The sequence below is a fragment of the Salegentibacter maritimus genome (assembly GCF_016236915.1).
GTDB classification, from domain to species: domain Bacteria; phylum Bacteroidota; class Bacteroidia; order Flavobacteriales; family Flavobacteriaceae; genus Salegentibacter; species Salegentibacter maritimus.
Window position 1 is genome coordinate 187,128 of sequence record NZ_JAEHOK010000002.1, and the last position, 16,678, is coordinate 203,805.

Genomic DNA, 16,678 nt, shown 5'->3' on the forward strand with positions numbered 1-16,678 from the left:
TTTATTTATAATCTTTTACAACTAATCTACATCCCAGAAAATAGGAGTTTGAGCAGTGTCACCTCCAATTGCTTCGGCAGCAGCCTCATAATTGTTTTCATTTAAGTTGGTCTCATCTACAGGATAAGTGTATCTTAAAGGTACCGGTGTTTCAAATTCAACAGGAATGTTTAGTTGTGGAGCATCATATTTTCTCCATAAAGACCATCCTTGGAAAGGATTATCGAACATAGCAATCCAGTATTGTGTGGCGAACTGAGCTACAGAGCCGTCATAGGCTACGGCAGGCTGAGCAAGATACGATGCGATTGCAGCTTCATCGGTTAATCCCCAGTAATTCATAGAGGCCGTAATTGCAGCGTTATAGTGAGTTTCAGTATCACCAGGTATGTTATAGCTAAGTTCGGCAGCTTTAGACTGGTTAAAACGAACTTCAGCATAGTCTAATAAGATACCTTCGCGAGTTGGCTGTAAGAAAGGATCACCAATGTGAGTATAATCACCATAGTTGTTACTAGCTCCGTAGATACCCCCAATATAACCTTCTTTATTTTCGTCGAAATAAACCATTCTTCTTGGGTCATTAAGGTCGTTCATATAATCTATGATGGTGTTAGAAGCAAGAAAGTCAGATCTTCCACTAAGTACAAGGTCTTCCCATAGTGGGTTGCCGTAAGGGTCGTTACCCTGGTATTGTACGGTGGCGTTATCTTCATTAGAGGTAAATACTCCATCGGCAACAGCAGATTCTACTGTAGATTGAGAAAGAGTAGGATTGGCATCAGAAATTCTCATTCCTAATCTCAATTTCAATGAATTGGCAAACATAGACCATTTGTTCATATCTCCACCATAAATCACATCGGCAGAAGTGTATCCCTGTCCTGCAGATAGCATAGAGCCAACGTTGTTTAATCTAGTGATTAAATCTTCATAAATCATCATATCATCATCGTAGGCAGGAAGTGGAAATTCATCAGCTTTTCCTGCTTGAGAGTAAGGAATGTCTCCAAAACTATCTACAAGTACATGCCAGGCGTAAACTTCAATTACTTCTAACTGTCCCATACGCGCATCTTTTTCAGCTTGTTCAAGTTCAGTGTTTTCTGCTACAATACTTTTAGCATCTTGAAGATCAAGAATTACATCCCTATAGATTTCAGACCAAACATTATCTGGATTTTGTCTTGAAGTAAAATTATAGTTTGGTTCATCTAAATAAGTAGTAGTCGTAAAATACTGCGCTAAAAATCTGTACAGTCCGTCATTTACGTTAGGAGATGCCATATTATCTGATAGACTTACCGTGGCTGCGGTAAATAAAAAGTCAGAAGCAACCTCCGTAGGATTTTTGGGATCTCTATTAAGATCCTCATATTGCTCGTCACTTTGGCAAGACCATAGTGTAACGAGTGCCGTTAGAGCTACAATATATTTCTTCATAATTTTTTAATTAAAAGTTAAATTTAAGACTAGCACCAATTTCTCTTACTGCGGGATAGGCACCAGACTGGTATCCCTGAACGTTTCCTGAACTAAGCCCTGCTTCTGGATCAGAATAAGGCATGTTCTTGTGAATTATCCAAAGATTTCGACCAATTATAGAAAGAGATGCATTGGTAAATGGAGTTGCATCTATAATGTTGGAACCAAAATTATAGGTTAAGCTAGCTTCTCTAAGTTTTACAAACGAAGCATCATATACGTGACCTTCATTGGCATCCCTACCATATCCATAAGGATTACCAAAGTAATCTGTTCTTGCTCTAGTGGTATTTGGAGAAGTGTTGGTTACTTCATAAGTGCCATCATCGTTGTAAGATACATCACCCTGAACTCCGTCAAGAATTACACCACCACCATTTGCAATGGTATTTCTCATTGGGTTTCCAAGGTCGTTAGTCCCAACACTACTTGCGTAAATTCCAGTCGCGCGTCCATACCAGGTATCTAGGGAGAAAACATCTCCGCCTTTTTGTACATCTACTAGAAAGCTTAAGGTAAGATTTTTGTACGAAATAGAGTTAGATACACCACCTGTCCAATCTGGCTGAATATTACCAATAATATAATTCGCGTTTGGTGTTCTTTCGTAATAACCAGCATCTGTAATTACACGGTTTCCGTTATCATCGTACACATAAGCAGTACCTCTAATCGCACCGTAAGGCTGCCCTGGGGCTGCGTTTATTGAAACCCCACCTTGAAGGCTTACAGGGTTTAATTGAAGGTTGTCAATTCCATCGGTTAATTCAAGAACTTCACTTCTATTTTTAGCCCAATTAATATTCATAGTCCAGTTGAAATCTTCTGTTCTAATTGGGTTAAGGGTTACAGAAGCTTCAATACCTTTATTTTCAATAGTTCCGGCATTCAGTAATTTTGTTTGAAATCCTGTTGCTGTTGAAACTGGTACTGGGGTAATTTGATTCTCGGTTTGAGAATTATAGTAAGACACATCAAAACCTACTCTTCTATCAAAGAAGTTTGCCTCCAGACCTATTTCATAAGACTTCATACGTTCTGGATCTAGAGCCAGGTTAGCTAATTGTGAATTGTTGCTAGCCCATCCTGCAGATCCAAATGGGGCAGAGATTTCGTAAGTGTTAAAAACTCTATAAGGGTCAGTGTCATTACCTACTTCTGCATAGTTGGCTCTAAGTTTAGCGAAACTTAACCAGTTGGCATCTATAACATTGGAAAGGATAACACTGGTGGAAATAGAAGGATAATAGAAAGTGTTGTTTTCTTTTGGAAGCGTAGAAGAACGGTCTCTTCTAATAGTACCTTCTAAAAAATAGGTGTCTAAATATCCCAGTCCGGCTCTTGCGTATATACCGTCTAACATTCTGTCGCTTTCATATTCTTCCGGCGGATTCATAGGAGAAGCTGAATTGCTCAAAGCATAAAATCCAGGTGCATTTAAGCCACCATTGGTTTCAGCAAGTATGTAGTTGCTTTCGTTTCTACGTAAGTTAAAACCTATGTTACCATCCAGGTTAAGATCTTCGGTAACATCTTTGTTAAAATTAAGAATAAGATCGTAGTTGTATTCGGCCGCTCTATTGTTAAATCGCGAATAAGATGCGATATCTGCACTTCCAACATTTATTCTTTCTTCCTGTAATTCATCAAAAGTATCAAAAGAGAATCTTCCTAATACGCTAAAAACATCGCTTATCTCGTAGTTAAGGTTGATGTTACCAAAATATCTGTTACGAGTATCTGTTTGATAGTTTTCGTAAAGTGTCCAGTATGGGTTGTCAGAGTAGATAGGAGAAAGATTATCTGGCCCGTTCGGATTCCACGTAATGTTTTCCCTTGTTGCAAAATATGCATCTCTTTGGTCGTAAAGATCTACATTAGTTTGCCACCATTGTCTAAATTGTTGCATTAGGTTACCCGAGCTATACCCGGTGCCATATCGGCCTTTACCGTCTGTTTTAGTATAGGAAATATTAGCTTGTGCAGAAAATTTATCTGTAAATTCATGCTGGCCGCTAAACTTTAAAGTATTTCTTTTAATACGGCTATTAGGTAAGTTACCCTGTTGATTAAAGTTTGTGGCACTTAATCGGAATGAACTTTTATCTGTTCCTCCGTCTAGAGCTATAGAGTTAATTGCGGTATAACCGGTTTCCCATATGTCATTTGGAGTATGTTCTCCAGCCTCCCAAGGGGTAGCTTGCTGGTAGAAATCATAGTCGGTTCCTTCCAATTGTGGATATATCGAATTCCACTGGTATACTGGTCGTCCATCAAACCTTCCTCCAAAAGAGGCATCCTCTGTAAATGGAGTTGTTAGGTCTGGGTTCCCATCACCATCAATATCAGAAAGGTTAAAATATCCGTCCTCAGATTGATAGTATGCCCCGTATCCAGCACCATATTGATCCTGATATTCCGGAAGCGTGTTATCATTTACGTGAGTAGTCATAAGTGTTGAGCTCACAGAAACTCCAATGCCCTTCCCTTTTCTACCTTTTTTGGTTTCAATGATTACCGCTCCATTTGCCGCTCTGGCACCATATAATGCAGTTGCAGCCGCACCTTTTAAAATGTTTATAGAAGCAATATCATTTGGGTTGATGTCTGAAGCAGCGTTACCGTAATCATAACCACCTCTACCAGAATCCTGTCCAGAGCGGTTATTGTTGGCGTTACTTACTGGAGTACCATCAATTACGAATAAAGCCTGGTTGTTTCCTGTTAAAGAGGAGTTACCACGAATTACTACATTGGAAGATCCTCCTAAAGTACCAGTAGATGATACTTTAAGACCTGCAACTTTACCAGAAAGAGAGTTTACGAAGTTCTGGGTTGGTACATCAGAAACTTCGCTGCCATCTACTTCCTGAGTAGCATAACCAAGAGATTTTTTCTCTCTTTCAATACCAAGTGCAGTTACTACAACCTCATCTAATTGTGAAGAATCTGTAGTTAATGTCACGTCTATTGTGTCATTATTTCCTACAGTGTATTCTGATGTTTGCATTCCAATGAAGGAGTAAACTAAAACATCACCTTGTGAAGCGGTTATGGAATAATTTCCGTCAAAATCTGTTTGGGTACCTGTGTTGGTGCCCTTAATCAAAACGGTTACGCCCGGAAGGGGTAACCCATCTTCATCGACTACCGTACCGGTAATCGTTCGTTCTTGTGCAAAAGTAATTTGCACAACTAACACTAATAATAGTGTTAGAATACTACTAAACTTTGTTTTCATTGTAAAATTTGTTTGAATTAGCCAATGCCAAATGTGCTAATAAATGGTTAATAAAACAAACTTTTACTTTTAAATATCCGCAGTAATTTTAAGGAAATGTTAATATTTATGCATAGAAAGTTTGGTTTCAGGGGTTCAGCTTTGCGGGTTAAAATGTTAAAAGGGTGTTTAGTTGAAATATTTATTTTTGAATATGTTGAAGAGGAAATAACAAAATTTTAGTTAAAAAATTAGTCTTCTTGAAAAAAATAGAAAATCATTAGAAATAAAAAAGTCCCCAGGTTTTGAAGCCGGGGACTTTTGAGAAATAAAAATGATTAAAAATTAATTTTGATCAGATGTAGATAGATTTGGATTAGCATTAATTTCTGCCAGTGGAATTTTAAAGATCCAGTCGTCGTTTAAAGAAGGTTTCTCTACCTGGTAAGCATTCTGGTAAAGAACTTCAGAAGCTCCGGAACCTCCGTCTGCGGCGTGGTCAATACCTTCATCCCATCTAATATGATTAGTATATCCAAAACCTTCACCCCACATTTCCAGGCGCCACTGAAATTTTAGATGTTCAAAGAAATCATCTTCAGTAGTGAAGTCATCGGCATTCCAGGCACTGTCCCTTGCCTCGGCCAATGGTCGTAATGCTTCCTTGGCTCCATCCAGGTCATCCATCATTAACTTAGCTTCTGCTTCAATTAGGTACATTTCTGAAGAACGCATGTAAATAATATCATCTGGATCTATGGTGCCGGGATTAGCTTGTTTTAGTTTAAAGTGCATGTATGGGTGGGTATTATGTCCTGAAACCAGTCCGTACTCACTTTTAATTTCAGCTATGGCAGCATCAAACTCATCTTCGGTCGTGTAAAGCGGATTGGTGTTATTTGCCCAACCGCCATTACCGTTGGCTGCAGAAGTATTTGAGTTAGGGGCATCTGGTAAAAACACATCGCCTCTGTAGTCTGTGTCTGGAATAGCATCAACCAATCTTCGATCTGCAATTTTAGGATTGTTTCTAATTTGGCTACCGTTAAAGGTGTTGCTCGCTAAATAGAAATAAGATCTAAAGAAAGTGGTTTCGGCCTGAATAACATGACTTCCCCAAATAACTTCAGAAAGATCGTTGGTGTAAAAACCAGCTTTCCAATCGCTTTCGTTTAATAATGGGTAGCCTTCTCTGGCTTTTACAGCGGCATCGGCGGCAGTTTGCCAATCTCCTTTAGATAATGCCCACCGTGCTTTAAGGCCGTAGGCCACATTGATGTTTAATTGAGATTTGGCCTCAGCACCCCCCGAAGGTCTCGGTGCACCATTTTCAAAAGCGGTAATTGCGTCATTAAGATCTAAACCAATTTGAGTGTAAATTTCCTCCACAGTGGATCTTGGTTGGCTTGTAAAAGGTGATTCTGAAGAAAACAATAATGGTACACCTGGGTCTGTGGCCGGGTCACCAATTAAGTATCCTCTTCCAAAATGCTGCACCAATGATAAATAAGCGTAGGCTCTATAGGTATAAGCTTGCCCAAGAATGGAATTTAATTCAGGAGTTTCTGTTAATTCGCCACTGGTAATTCCATTGATCAATAAATTTGCATGTAAAATTATGTTGTAACGGTGGTACCACAGTAATTCCACCGTGAGTGAGGTGGGTTGTGTGTGTTCGTTCCATTGCATAGCGGATCGCCATGACAGGTTGTTGGCATTTGCCGAATGGATTAAACCACCGGTTATATTATCCCCTAACGGAACCCAATAATGATTGTTGGCTCTGGCGCTATTACCTCCGGGGAAAACGGTCTGTGATTGAGAGTATAGGCCGCGGTGTACTCCATTTAAGACTAATTGCATGTTCTCCTGGCTCGCTAGGGCATCTGATGCCGAAATAGCGTCAGTTGGTGTTCTGTCGAGGAATTCCTCTTCGCAAGATGTTATTGATATTGCAAGGAACATCAATAGGATGTATTTTATTTTATTACACATACTCGTATTTTTTAATTATTAAAAGGATAGATTTAAACCTAGGGATACAATTCTTGGTGGGGAAAAGTCATCTCCCGGAGGAGTACCGGCTAAATTGTATTGAGGGTCTAAGCCTGCTCTTTCGCTACTTAAAAATAGGTTCTCACCAGTAATGGATACCCTTAAATTATCCAGTCCTAAGGCATCGGTAGCGTTTGCATTAAAACTGTATCCAAGATTAACGTTCTTTAGAGCCCAAAACGAAGCGTCGGTTAAGAACCTATCTGATTGCGTTCTCACTAAATCAGGATTCCCGTTTTCTAATCTGGGGACATCTGTGATGTCTCCCGGTTGTTTCCAGGCATTTAAAATATCCGGATGCAGGGATCTCCCATAACTGCCGCTATGCATTAAACTTGAATATGCGTTATCTAGTACGCTTCCGCCAATGCCGTAGGTAATTAGAAAGTCAAGGTTGAAACCTTTGTAGCTAAAGCTATTAGCTATAGAGCCAAGTAGGTCTGGAATAGATGAATCTCCGGTGTAGGCTTGCTGGGTATCCTGCCAGTTGCTTGTAGTTTCAATGTTTCCTTGTGCGTCCAGTACAGGAACGCTTTCGCCGTCTGCATTATCTTCGTATAAATAGAATAATTGATCTCCTGTTTCAGGATCCACCCCGGCTGTTCTTAATAGGAAAAAGTCAAACCTTGAGCGTCCTTCAGCCCATCTTTTGCTATCGTTTATAAAGGGGTCTGGTAGAGACGTAATTTCGTTTTTAAAGGTTGATGCTTGTAAAGTAAGATCCCAGTCAAAACCATTTCTGTTTAATAAATTTCCTGTTAAAGCTAGTTCCCAGCCTGAATTATACATGTCGCCAAGATTTACAGGGAATTCGTTGAGACCATTACTAAGGGCAATTGGTAAATTGTAAAGTAGGTCGGTTGAATTTTTTTTGTAGTATTCTACAGATCCTTCCAGGAAGTTATTGAATAAAGCAAATTCTAATGCCACATCATAGGTTTCAATGGTTTCCCATAGTAACCTGGTGTTTCCTATGTCTGTGAAAAGAATTGCGGGATCTGCCGCATTTGAGGTAATTGTAAACCTTGCTTGGGATAAGTATTCGTCCAATAAATCATCATTTCCTACCTCTCCATAAGAGCCGCGAATTTTTAATTTATCTATAAAAGGTACATTGCTCATAAAATTTTCCTGGTCAATACGCCATGAAGCACCAACTGAGTAGAATGTTCCCCAGCGGTTGTCGGATTGATATACCGACGATCCATCACGTCTTATAGAGCCGCTCAAATAGTACTTGTCATTAAAATTGTAATTAGTTCTTAAGAAGTAACCTTCAATGGCTTTATCGAAAGTGGCTCCATCAAGATCTACAATATTAGAAAAATTGGCAAATTCATAAATGCCATTGGCAGCCTGTATGGTTTTAAGTCCATCAATATTTGACTCACTTCTTTCAAAGCTTTCATGACCTGCAGTGATGTCCAGGTTATGATTGCCAAAACTATTGTTATAAGTTAGGATTTGGTTGAAGTTTTCAACATCGCGCCTTACCCTTTCTTCGCTTAATCTTCCATCGGGTTGAGCATCACCAATAATCGCATTTTCATATTCTCGTTCCCATAATTCATTAATGTCACGGCCGTAGTTTAATCTGATATTAAGGCCGTCCAGAATTTCGTATTCTCCAAATAACCTAATTCCGTAGGTGTTGTCTTTATCTCTTTCGTTGTTTAAAACCAATTCCTGGATAGCATGTCTTCCCTGATTGATAGGTCTAGAACCGATATTAAACTCAGGATACCCTTCTCCATTATCGAAAACAGGCTGTCCAAAATCATTGGTAACAATGTTTCCTTCTAAATCGTTAACATAAACTGGATATATAGATCCAACGCCAAGAGCGAAACCAAATGGATTAACAATACTTCCTGTTCCGGCAGAACTAGGTCCCCTTGCTTCTGAAATGGCTATATTGGCATTACCTCCAACTTTAAGTTTATCGTTAATATCAAACTCTGCGTTAAGTCGCGCTGTTAGCCTGTCAAATCCAGAAGTGATAACGTAGCTTTCTTCATCTAAGTAAGAAGCAGAAAAATATACAGTGTGGTCGTCGCCACCTGCCGATACATTTAGGTTGTAATTTGTTCTTATTCCGGTTTGTTGTAATTCCTCAAACCAATCCAGGCTTTTGTAAATAACCTCTGCATTGGGATTTAATTGTCCATTTGTTCCTACTATTTCATCGTTTGGAACATTAAACGGGTTGTAGCCTAATTGATTATAAATGTTAGCACTCGCAAATGCAGGATCTCCATCTCCAGCACTTGAGTTTTTAAGTGCTTCCCACATAACTTCATAATATTCACCCGGCGATATTTGGTCGTATAATTCAATACCGTTGGTGACCATACCGGTTTGAGCGGAAACATTTATTTTGGTTGCTCCGGCTGTTCCTTTTTTGGTGGTGATTATTACAACACCATTAGCAGCTCTTGAGCCATACAGGGATGTGGAAGCTGCATCTTTAAGAACTGTGAACGATTGTATGTCTTCCTGGTTAATCGCATTAAGATTACCTTCAAATTGAACCCCGTCTACAATGTACAGTGGGTCTGTATCTCCGTTTAAAGTTCCAACCCCTCTAATCACTATTCCGGGAGATTCTCCAGGGCCAGATGGAGATGTAAATTGTACTCCGGTAGCTTTACCTTCTATTGCCGCAATAGGAGAGGTTACGTTTCGTTGCTCCAATTCGGCTGATCCAATTACATTTGCTGAGCCGGTAAAAGCGGCTTCACTTGAAGTACCGTACGCGACAACTACCACTTCATCTAAGGAGGCTGAATCGCTTCCCAGTGTTACGTCAATGATATTTGGGGAGCCAACGGTGATTTCTTTAGACTCCAATCCTAGAAAAGAAAAAACTAGCACATCTCCTTGTTCTGCTTGAATGGAGTACTTTCCGTCAAAGTCGGTTTGCGTGCCGGTTGATGTCCCTTTCTTTAATACATTTACCCCGGGTAGAGGAAGATTGTCTTCATCTGTTACTGTCCCGGTGATAGTCTTCTGTTGTGCATAACTCATTTGCACAATCAACGCCAGAAGTAATGTCAAAATACTACGTGGTTTTAGTAATTTTACTTTCATTATAACATTTGTTTGAATTATCTTGAGCTAATATCATAAAAAATAATTAATAATGTATGTATTTAGGTTTATTTTTTGTTTGGTTTGTTTTGCTTTGTGTTTGGTGAAGGGTTCTTTTATTTTCTTGGATTTTTTTTGAAATAAATTGCTGATTGTTTGATAAGTATATTTTTATTTCTACATTTGCAAACCCGAAAAAATAGGGGATTAATTTTAAATAATAATTAGGTAAAAGAAATTATGCCAACAATTTCACAATTAGTACGAAAAGGAAGAGCCCAGATGACCAAGAAGAGTAAATCGGCTGCTTTAGATTCGTGCCCTCAAAGAAGAGGAGTGTGTACGCGTGTATACACTACTACACCTAAAAAACCAAACTCGGCTATGCGTAAAGTAGCAAGGGTTAGGTTGACTAACGGAAAGGAAGTGAATGCTTACATTCCGGGTGAGGGTCATAATCTACAAGAGCACTCGATAGTATTGGTTAGAGGTGGAAGGGTAAAAGATTTACCGGGTGTAAGATACCACATTGTTCGCGGTGCATTAGATACTGCGGGTGTTGAAGGTAGAACTCAGCGTAGGTCTAAATATGGAGCCAAACGCCCTAAAAAGTAATTAAAAACTTTTAATGTAAAGAAATGAGAAAAAGACAGGCGAAAAAAAGACCGCTTTTACCAGATCCAAAATTTAATGATCAGCTTGTAACACGTTTTGTGAACATGATGATGTGGGATGGTAAAAAATCGGTTGCCTTTAAAATTTTCTATGATGCAGTGGCTATTATAGAAGAGAAGAAACAAGACGAAGAAAAAACCGGTTTGGAGATTTGGAAAGATGCATTATCTAATGTTATGCCTCACGTAGAAGTTAGGAGTAGGCGAGTTGGAGGTGCTACTTTTCAGATACCAATGCAAATAAGACCGGATAGAAAAGTGTCTACTGCTATGAAGTGGTTGATTTCTTTTGCGCGTAAGAGAAATGAGAAGTCTATGGCGCAAAAATTAGCTGCTGAGATTCTTGCTGCTGCTAAAGAAGAAGGTGCTGCGGTTAAGAAAAGAGTAGATACTCATAAAATGGCTGAGGCTAATAAAGCATTCTCTCACTTTAGATTCTAAAATAATGGCACAAAGAGATTTAAAATTTACCAGAAATATAGGAATTGCAGCTCATATTGATGCAGGTAAAACTACAACAACAGAGCGTATATTGTTCTACACTGGAGTGAATCACAAAATTGGTGAGACTCACGAAGGTGCAGCAACTATGGACTGGATGGAGCAAGAGCAGGAGAGAGGTATTACTATTACATCTGCTGCTACACATTGTACGTGGAATTATAGAGATCAGGAGTATGTGGTGAACATTATTGATACTCCCGGTCACGTTGACTTTACTGTTGAGGTAGAGCGTTCTTTACGTGTTTTAGACGGTGTTGTGGCTTTGTTTAGCGCTGTTGATGGTGTGGAGCCTCAATCTGAAACTGTTTGGAGACAGGCAGATAAATATAAAGTACCGCGTTTAGGGTTTGTGAATAAAATGGACCGTCAGGGGGCTGACTTCTTTAATGTGTGTAAGCAGGTTAGAGAAATGTTGGGTGGAAATCCTGTGCCATTGCAAGTGCCTATTGGTGATGAAATTGACTTTAAAGGGGTTGTAGATCTTATATCTAAGAAAGCAATAGTTTGGGATGATGATAACTTCGGGATGACTTATACCGAGGTGGATATTCCTGCTGAACTTCAGGAAGATGTGAATAAATACCGTGCAGAGCTTGTGGAAGCTGTTGCAGAGTATGATGAGAGCTTAATGGAGAAGTTCTTTGAGGATGAAGATTCTATCACTGAAGATGAGATTATAGCTGCTTTAAGGGCTGCAACTATAGATATGTCTATCATACCTATGATGTGTGGCTCTGCTTTTAAAAATAAAGGAGTTCAGGCGATGCTTGATGCCGTGATGAGGTATATGCCTTCTCCGGTAGATGTAGAAGCTATCGTTGGGACTAATCCAGAAACAGGAGAAGAAGAGTCGCGTAAGCCTCATGTAGATTCTCCTTTCTCTGCATTGGCATTTAAAATTGCTACCGATCCTTTTGTTGGTCGTTTGGCATTTTTCCGTGCTTATTCAGGTGGGTTGGATGCAGGTTCTTACGTGTTGAATAACCGTTCTGGAAAAAAAGAGCGTATTTCTCGTATTTACCAAATGCACTCTAACAAGCAAGAGCCTATTAATAGGATTGAAGCTGGTGACATTGGTGCTGCAGTAGGTTTTAAGGATATTAAAACCGGAGATACACTTACCGATGAGAAGCATCCAATTATTTTGGAGTCTATGACTTTTCCTGAGCCTGTAATTGGTATCGCGGTAGAGCCTAAGACGAAAGCTGATGTTGATAAGATGGGTATGGCTTTAGCTAAACTGGCTGAAGAAGATCCTACTTTCCAGGTTAAGACTGATGAGATTTCAGGTCAAACCATCATCTCAGGTATGGGTGAATTACATATTGAAATTCTTGTAGATCGTTTAAAGAGAGAATTTAAAGTAGAGGTTAACGAAGGTCAACCTCAGGTAGAGTACAAAGAAACAGTAACTAAGCACGCAGATCATAGAGAAGTTTATAAAAAGCAATCTGGTGGTCGTGGTAAATTTGCTGATATCGTATTTGAAATGGGGCCTGTTGATGAGGATTTTGAAGGAAAAGGGCTTCAGTTTGTTGACGAAATTAAAGGTGGACGTATTCCTAAGGAATTTATTCCTTCTGTAGAAAAAGGATTTACTGAAGCTATGAAGAATGGACCTTTGGCTGGATTCCAAATGGATACCCTTAAAGTTGTTTTGAAAGATGGATCATTCCACCCTGTGGATTCTGATCAACTTTCTTTTGAATTGGCTGCTAAAATGGGTTACAAAGCCGCGGCTAAAAAAGCCGGTGCTGTAATTCTTGAGCCAATTATGAAAAACGAAGTGGTTACTCCAGAAGAAAATATGGGGGATATTGTTGGTGACCTTAATAGAAGAAGAGGTCAGGTAAACAGTATGTCAGATAGATCTGGTGCTAAAATCATTAAAGCGGAAGTGCCTTTAGCTGAAATGTTTGGTTATGTTACTACATTAAGAACATTGTCTTCTGGTAGAGCAACTTCTACGATGGAATTTTCTCACTATGCTGAAACTCCTTCTAATATTTCTGAAGAAGTGATTAAGGCAGCAAAGGGTACAAACGAATAATATTAGGAAAATGAGTCAGAAAATCAGAATAAAACTAAAATCCTACGATCACAATCTGGTAGATAAATCTGCAGAGAAAATCGTAAAAACTGTAAAAACTACAGGTGCCGTTGTAACAGGACCAATTCCTTTGCCAACCCACAAAAAACTTTTTACTGTTTTACGTTCTCCTCACGTAAACAAAAAAGCCAGAGAGCAATTTCAATTGAGTTCTTATAAAAGGCTTCTTGATATCTACAGTTCTTCTTCAAAAACCATTGATGCGTTGATGAAGCTTGAATTACCAAGTGGGGTTGAAGTAGAAATTAAAGTGTGATAATTCTTGACTTTTGTGAATTTAAGTAAATCAAAAGTTTAGAAGTATCCATCCCGAACTTGTTTCGGGATCTCCTGGTGTATATCGGGAATTACATGTCCTAAGCAGTTGGCGAGGGAAAAACGGAAGAAAGATACATTCAGGGCGAAAGTATTTTTCTGCCCTGAATTTTTTTAAATAAATAAGTAATAATCAATAATTAATTATGTCTGGGTTAATAGGAAAAAAAATAGGCATGACCAGTATTTTTGACGAGAATGGGAAGAATATCCCTTGTACCGTTATCGAAGCAGGTCCATGCGTAGTTACCCAAGTCAGAACCAAAGAGGTTGACGGGTATGAGGCACTTCAAATTGGTTTCGATGACAAAAAGACTGTAAATAAAGCAGCTGAAGGGCATGCTAAAAAAGCAGGAAGCGTTGCAAAGCGTAAAGTCGTTGAATTCAAAGGATTTGAAGCAGATTATAAATTAGGTGACGCTATCACTGTAGAGCACTTTAGTGAGGGAGAGTTTGTAGATATTGCAGGTACTTCTAAGGGTAAAGGCTTTCAGGGTGTTGTAAAGAGGCACAACTTTGGTGGTGTTGGTCAGCAAACGCACGGGCAGCATAACCGATTAAGAGCTCCTGGTTCTATTGGTGCAGCATCTTACCCTGCACGGGTTTTCAAAGGAATGAAAATGGCCGGTAGAATGGGTGGAGAAAGAGTAAAAGTAGAAAACCTGAGAGTTTTAAAAGTAGTGGCAGATAAAAACCTTTTAGTTGTAAAAGGATGTGTGCCAGGACATAAAAACTCATACGTAATCATTAGTAAGTAATGGAAGTAGCAGTTTTAGATATAAAAGGAAAAGAAACAGGTAGAAAAGCAACGCTTTCTGATGCTGTTTTCGCTATAGAGCCGAATGATCACGCTGTGTATCTTGATGTTAAGCAATATTTAGCTAACCAACGCCAGGGGACTCATAAAGCTAAAGAGCGCGCTGAAATCGCGGGTAGTACTCGTAAGATTAAAAAGCAAAAAGGTACGGGTACGGCTCGTGCAGGTAGCATTAAGTCTCCAATCTTTAAAGGTGGTGGACGAGTTTTTGGACCTAGACCAAGAAATTACGGTTTTAAATTAAATAAAAATTTAAAGCGTCTTGCTAGAAAATCGGCCTTATCAATTAAGGCAAAAGGAAACTCAATCTATGTAGTTGAAGATTTTTCTTTTGATGCGCCAAAGACAAAAAGTATGATTAATGTTTTGGAATCCCTTGGTATTCAGGACAAAAAATCACTTATAGTGTTGGGTGACTCAAATAAAAATGTATATTTGTCGTCACGTAATTTAAAAGGACTTGAGGTTGTAAGATCCTCAGAATTAAGTACCTACGGAATTCTAAATGCAAAGAGTATCGTATTACTTGAAGGTTCTTTAGAAGGAATTGAGTCGAATTTAAGTAAATAAGCCTTATGAGTATCTTGATAAAACCAATTATTACAGAAAAAGCCACTGGTGATAGCGAGTTGAATAACTGCTTTTCTTTTGTGGTAGATAATAAGGCGAATAAAATTGAAATTAAAAATGCAGTTGAGGCTGCTTATGGAGTTTCAGTTGAAAAAGTTCGTACTATAAATGTCCGTCCAGATCGTAAAACCAGATATACAAAATCTGGTATGATTACTGGTAAAACCAAAGCTTATAAGAAAGCATTGGTACAGGTGACGGAAGGTGAAACTATTGATTTGTATAGTAATCTTTAAGATTAAAAAATGTCAGTTAGAAAATTAAAACCAATTACCCCCGGGCAGCGTTTTAGAGTAGTGAATGGTTATGACGCCATAACTACTGATAAGCCGGAAAAAAGCCTTTTGGCTCCGATAAAAAAGTCTGGAGGGAGAAACAGTCAGGGAAAAATGACCATGCGCTATAAAGGTGGTGGTCATAAAAGACGTTACAGAATTATAGACTTTAAGCGTGACAAGCATGGGATTCCTGCTACTGTTGCGAGTATAGAATATGATCCTAACAGAACTGCTTTTATCGCATTGTTAAATTACCAGGATGGTGAAAAGCGATATGTTGTTGCTCAAAATGGGCTGCAGGTAGGTCAAAATATTGTGTCAAGCGAAGATGCTGCTGCTCCTGAAATAGGAAATGCAATGCCATTGTCTAAAATACCGCTTGGTACTGTAATTTCTTGTATAGAGTTAAGAGCTGGGCAGGGTGCTGTAATGGCTAGAAGTGCTGGTGCTTTTGCGCAACTATTGGCAAGGGAAGGTAAGTATGCAACTGTAAAGTTGCCTTCTGGGGAAATTAGAAGGATTTTGGCTACATGTATGGCAACTATTGGAGCTGTATCTAATAGTGATCATCAGCTTCTTGTTTCAGGAAAAGCTGGTAGAAAACGTTGGTTGGGTATAAGGCCAAGAACAAGACCAGTTGTGATGAACCCTGTAGATCACCCAATGGGTGGTGGTGAAGGAAGAGCTTCTGGTGGTCACCCACGTTCTAGAAAAGGTTTACCTGCTAAAGGATTTAAAACCCGTTCAAGAACAAAAGCGAGTAATAAATATATTGTAGAACGTAGAAAGAAATAATTAAGATATGGCACGTTCATTAAAAAAAGGACCTTACGTTCACTATAAATTAGATAAGAAGGTTGCTCAGAATATAGAGTCTGGTAAGAAAGCCGTGATCAAAACCTGGTCTAGAGCTTCTATGATAACACCAGATTTTGTTGGGCAAACCATCGCTGTTCACAACGGGAAACAATTTGTACCGGTCTATGTAACAGAGAACATGGTAGGGCATAAGTTAGGAGAATTTTCACCAACTCGTTCGTTTAGAGGACACGCTGGTGCAAAAAATAAAGGTAAAAGATAATTGAAGCTATGGGAGTTCGTAAAAGAGAAAGAGCAGAGCAAATAAAAGAGGCCAAAAAACAAGTGGCTTTTGCAAAGTTGAATAACTGCCCTACTTCACCTAGAAAAATGCGTCTTGTGGCGGATTTGGTAAGAGGTGAGAAAGTAGAAAAGGCGCTTCAAATATTGAAATTCAGTTCAAAAGAGGCTTCTGGTCGTTTGGAGAAATTGTTGCTATCGGCAATAGCTAATTGGCAAGCGAAAAACGAAGATGCAAGCATTGAAGATGCTGAATTGTTTGTAAAAGAAATCCGTGTAGATGGAGGAGCAATGCTTAAAAGGCTGCGTCCTGCACCGCAGGGTCGCGCACATAGAATTAGAAAAAGATCCAATCACGTTACTTTGGTGCTTGGAGAAAACAATAATACACAAAGCTAAGTA

Annotated in this window: 14 protein-coding genes; 10 read left to right on the forward strand and 4 right to left on the reverse strand. The window is 39.1% G+C overall.

Translation table 11 applies throughout. The features are described 5' to 3' along the window. Positions 1 to 21 precede the first annotated feature (21 nt). From I6U49_RS02395 to I6U49_RS02410, 4 genes are all read right to left on the reverse strand, one after another. Positions 22 to 1,443 carry a SusD/RagB family nutrient-binding outer membrane lipoprotein gene (locus I6U49_RS02395; protein ID WP_198627449.1) on the reverse strand — a complete coding sequence of 474 codons (1,422 nt, stop codon included), beginning with the start codon at positions 1,441 to 1,443 and terminating at the stop codon, positions 22 to 24. A 10-nt stretch (positions 1,444 to 1,453) separates the two neighbouring features. After that, positions 1,454 to 4,726 (reverse strand): SusC/RagA family TonB-linked outer membrane protein, encoded by a 3,273-nt coding sequence (locus I6U49_RS02400; protein WP_193710307.1) that lies wholly within the window; start codon positions 4,724 to 4,726, stop codon positions 1,454 to 1,456. Between the two features lie 324 nt (positions 4,727 to 5,050). Continuing rightward, positions 5,051 to 6,700 (reverse strand): RagB/SusD family nutrient uptake outer membrane protein, encoded by a 1,650-nt coding sequence (locus I6U49_RS02405; protein ID WP_198627450.1) that lies wholly within the window; start codon positions 6,698 to 6,700, stop codon positions 5,051 to 5,053. 18 nt (positions 6,701 to 6,718) lie between these two features. Continuing rightward, positions 6,719 to 9,850 carry a SusC/RagA family TonB-linked outer membrane protein gene (locus tag I6U49_RS02410; RefSeq protein ID WP_198627451.1) on the reverse strand — a complete coding sequence of 1,044 codons (3,132 nt, stop codon included), beginning with the start codon at positions 9,848 to 9,850 and terminating at the stop codon, positions 6,719 to 6,721. Between the two features lie 240 nt (positions 9,851 to 10,090). Between I6U49_RS02410 and rpsL the strand changes: the two genes are divergently transcribed. The 10 genes from rpsL (at position 10,091) to rplV (ending at position 16,675) form a co-directional block, all read left to right on the forward strand. Beyond that, positions 10,091 to 10,465, forward strand: coding sequence for a 30S ribosomal protein S12 (gene rpsL, locus I6U49_RS02415; protein ID WP_193710310.1), 375 nt, complete (start codon positions 10,091 to 10,093; stop codon positions 10,463 to 10,465). 23 nt (positions 10,466 to 10,488) lie between these two features. Next, positions 10,489 to 10,965 (forward strand): 30S ribosomal protein S7, encoded by a 477-nt coding sequence (rpsG, locus tag I6U49_RS02420; protein WP_193710311.1) that lies wholly within the window; start codon positions 10,489 to 10,491, stop codon positions 10,963 to 10,965. 4 nt (positions 10,966 to 10,969) lie between these two features. Beyond that, positions 10,970 to 13,078 (forward strand): elongation factor G, encoded by a 2,109-nt coding sequence (fusA, locus tag I6U49_RS02425; protein WP_193710312.1) that lies wholly within the window; start codon positions 10,970 to 10,972, stop codon positions 13,076 to 13,078. Between the two features lie 10 nt (positions 13,079 to 13,088). Next, positions 13,089 to 13,394 carry a 30S ribosomal protein S10 gene (gene rpsJ / locus I6U49_RS02430; RefSeq protein WP_037319211.1) on the forward strand — a complete coding sequence of 102 codons (306 nt, stop codon included), beginning with the start codon at positions 13,089 to 13,091 and terminating at the stop codon, positions 13,392 to 13,394. Between the two features lie 205 nt (positions 13,395 to 13,599). Then, the gene (rplC, locus tag I6U49_RS02435; RefSeq protein WP_193710313.1) at positions 13,600 to 14,211 is read left to right on the forward strand and encodes a 50S ribosomal protein L3; all 612 of its coding nucleotides are present in this window, start codon (positions 13,600 to 13,602) and stop codon (positions 14,209 to 14,211) included. After that, entirely contained in the window at positions 14,211 to 14,840 is a 630-nt protein-coding gene (rplD, locus tag I6U49_RS02440) for a 50S ribosomal protein L4 (protein ID WP_198627452.1), read from the forward strand. Before rplC ends, rplD begins: the two co-directional genes overlap by 1 nt. A 5-nt stretch (positions 14,841 to 14,845) precedes the next feature. Continuing rightward, positions 14,846 to 15,136, forward strand: coding sequence for a 50S ribosomal protein L23 (gene rplW / locus I6U49_RS02445; RefSeq protein WP_193710315.1), 291 nt, complete (start codon positions 14,846 to 14,848; stop codon positions 15,134 to 15,136). Positions 15,137 to 15,145: 9 nt separating this feature from the next. Then, positions 15,146 to 15,973, forward strand: coding sequence for a 50S ribosomal protein L2 (gene rplB, locus I6U49_RS02450; RefSeq protein ID WP_198627453.1), 828 nt, complete (start codon positions 15,146 to 15,148; stop codon positions 15,971 to 15,973). 7 nt (positions 15,974 to 15,980) lie between these two features. Next, a complete protein-coding gene (rpsS, locus tag I6U49_RS02455) occupies positions 15,981 to 16,259 on the forward strand; it encodes a 30S ribosomal protein S19 (RefSeq protein WP_037319223.1) in 279 nt (92 codons plus the stop codon). Between the two features lie 8 nt (positions 16,260 to 16,267). Beyond that, complete coding sequence (gene rplV, locus I6U49_RS02460) at positions 16,268 to 16,675, forward strand: 50S ribosomal protein L22 (protein ID WP_193710317.1); 408 nt, start codon at positions 16,268 to 16,270, stop codon at positions 16,673 to 16,675. Positions 16,676 to 16,678: the final 3 nt, after the last annotated feature.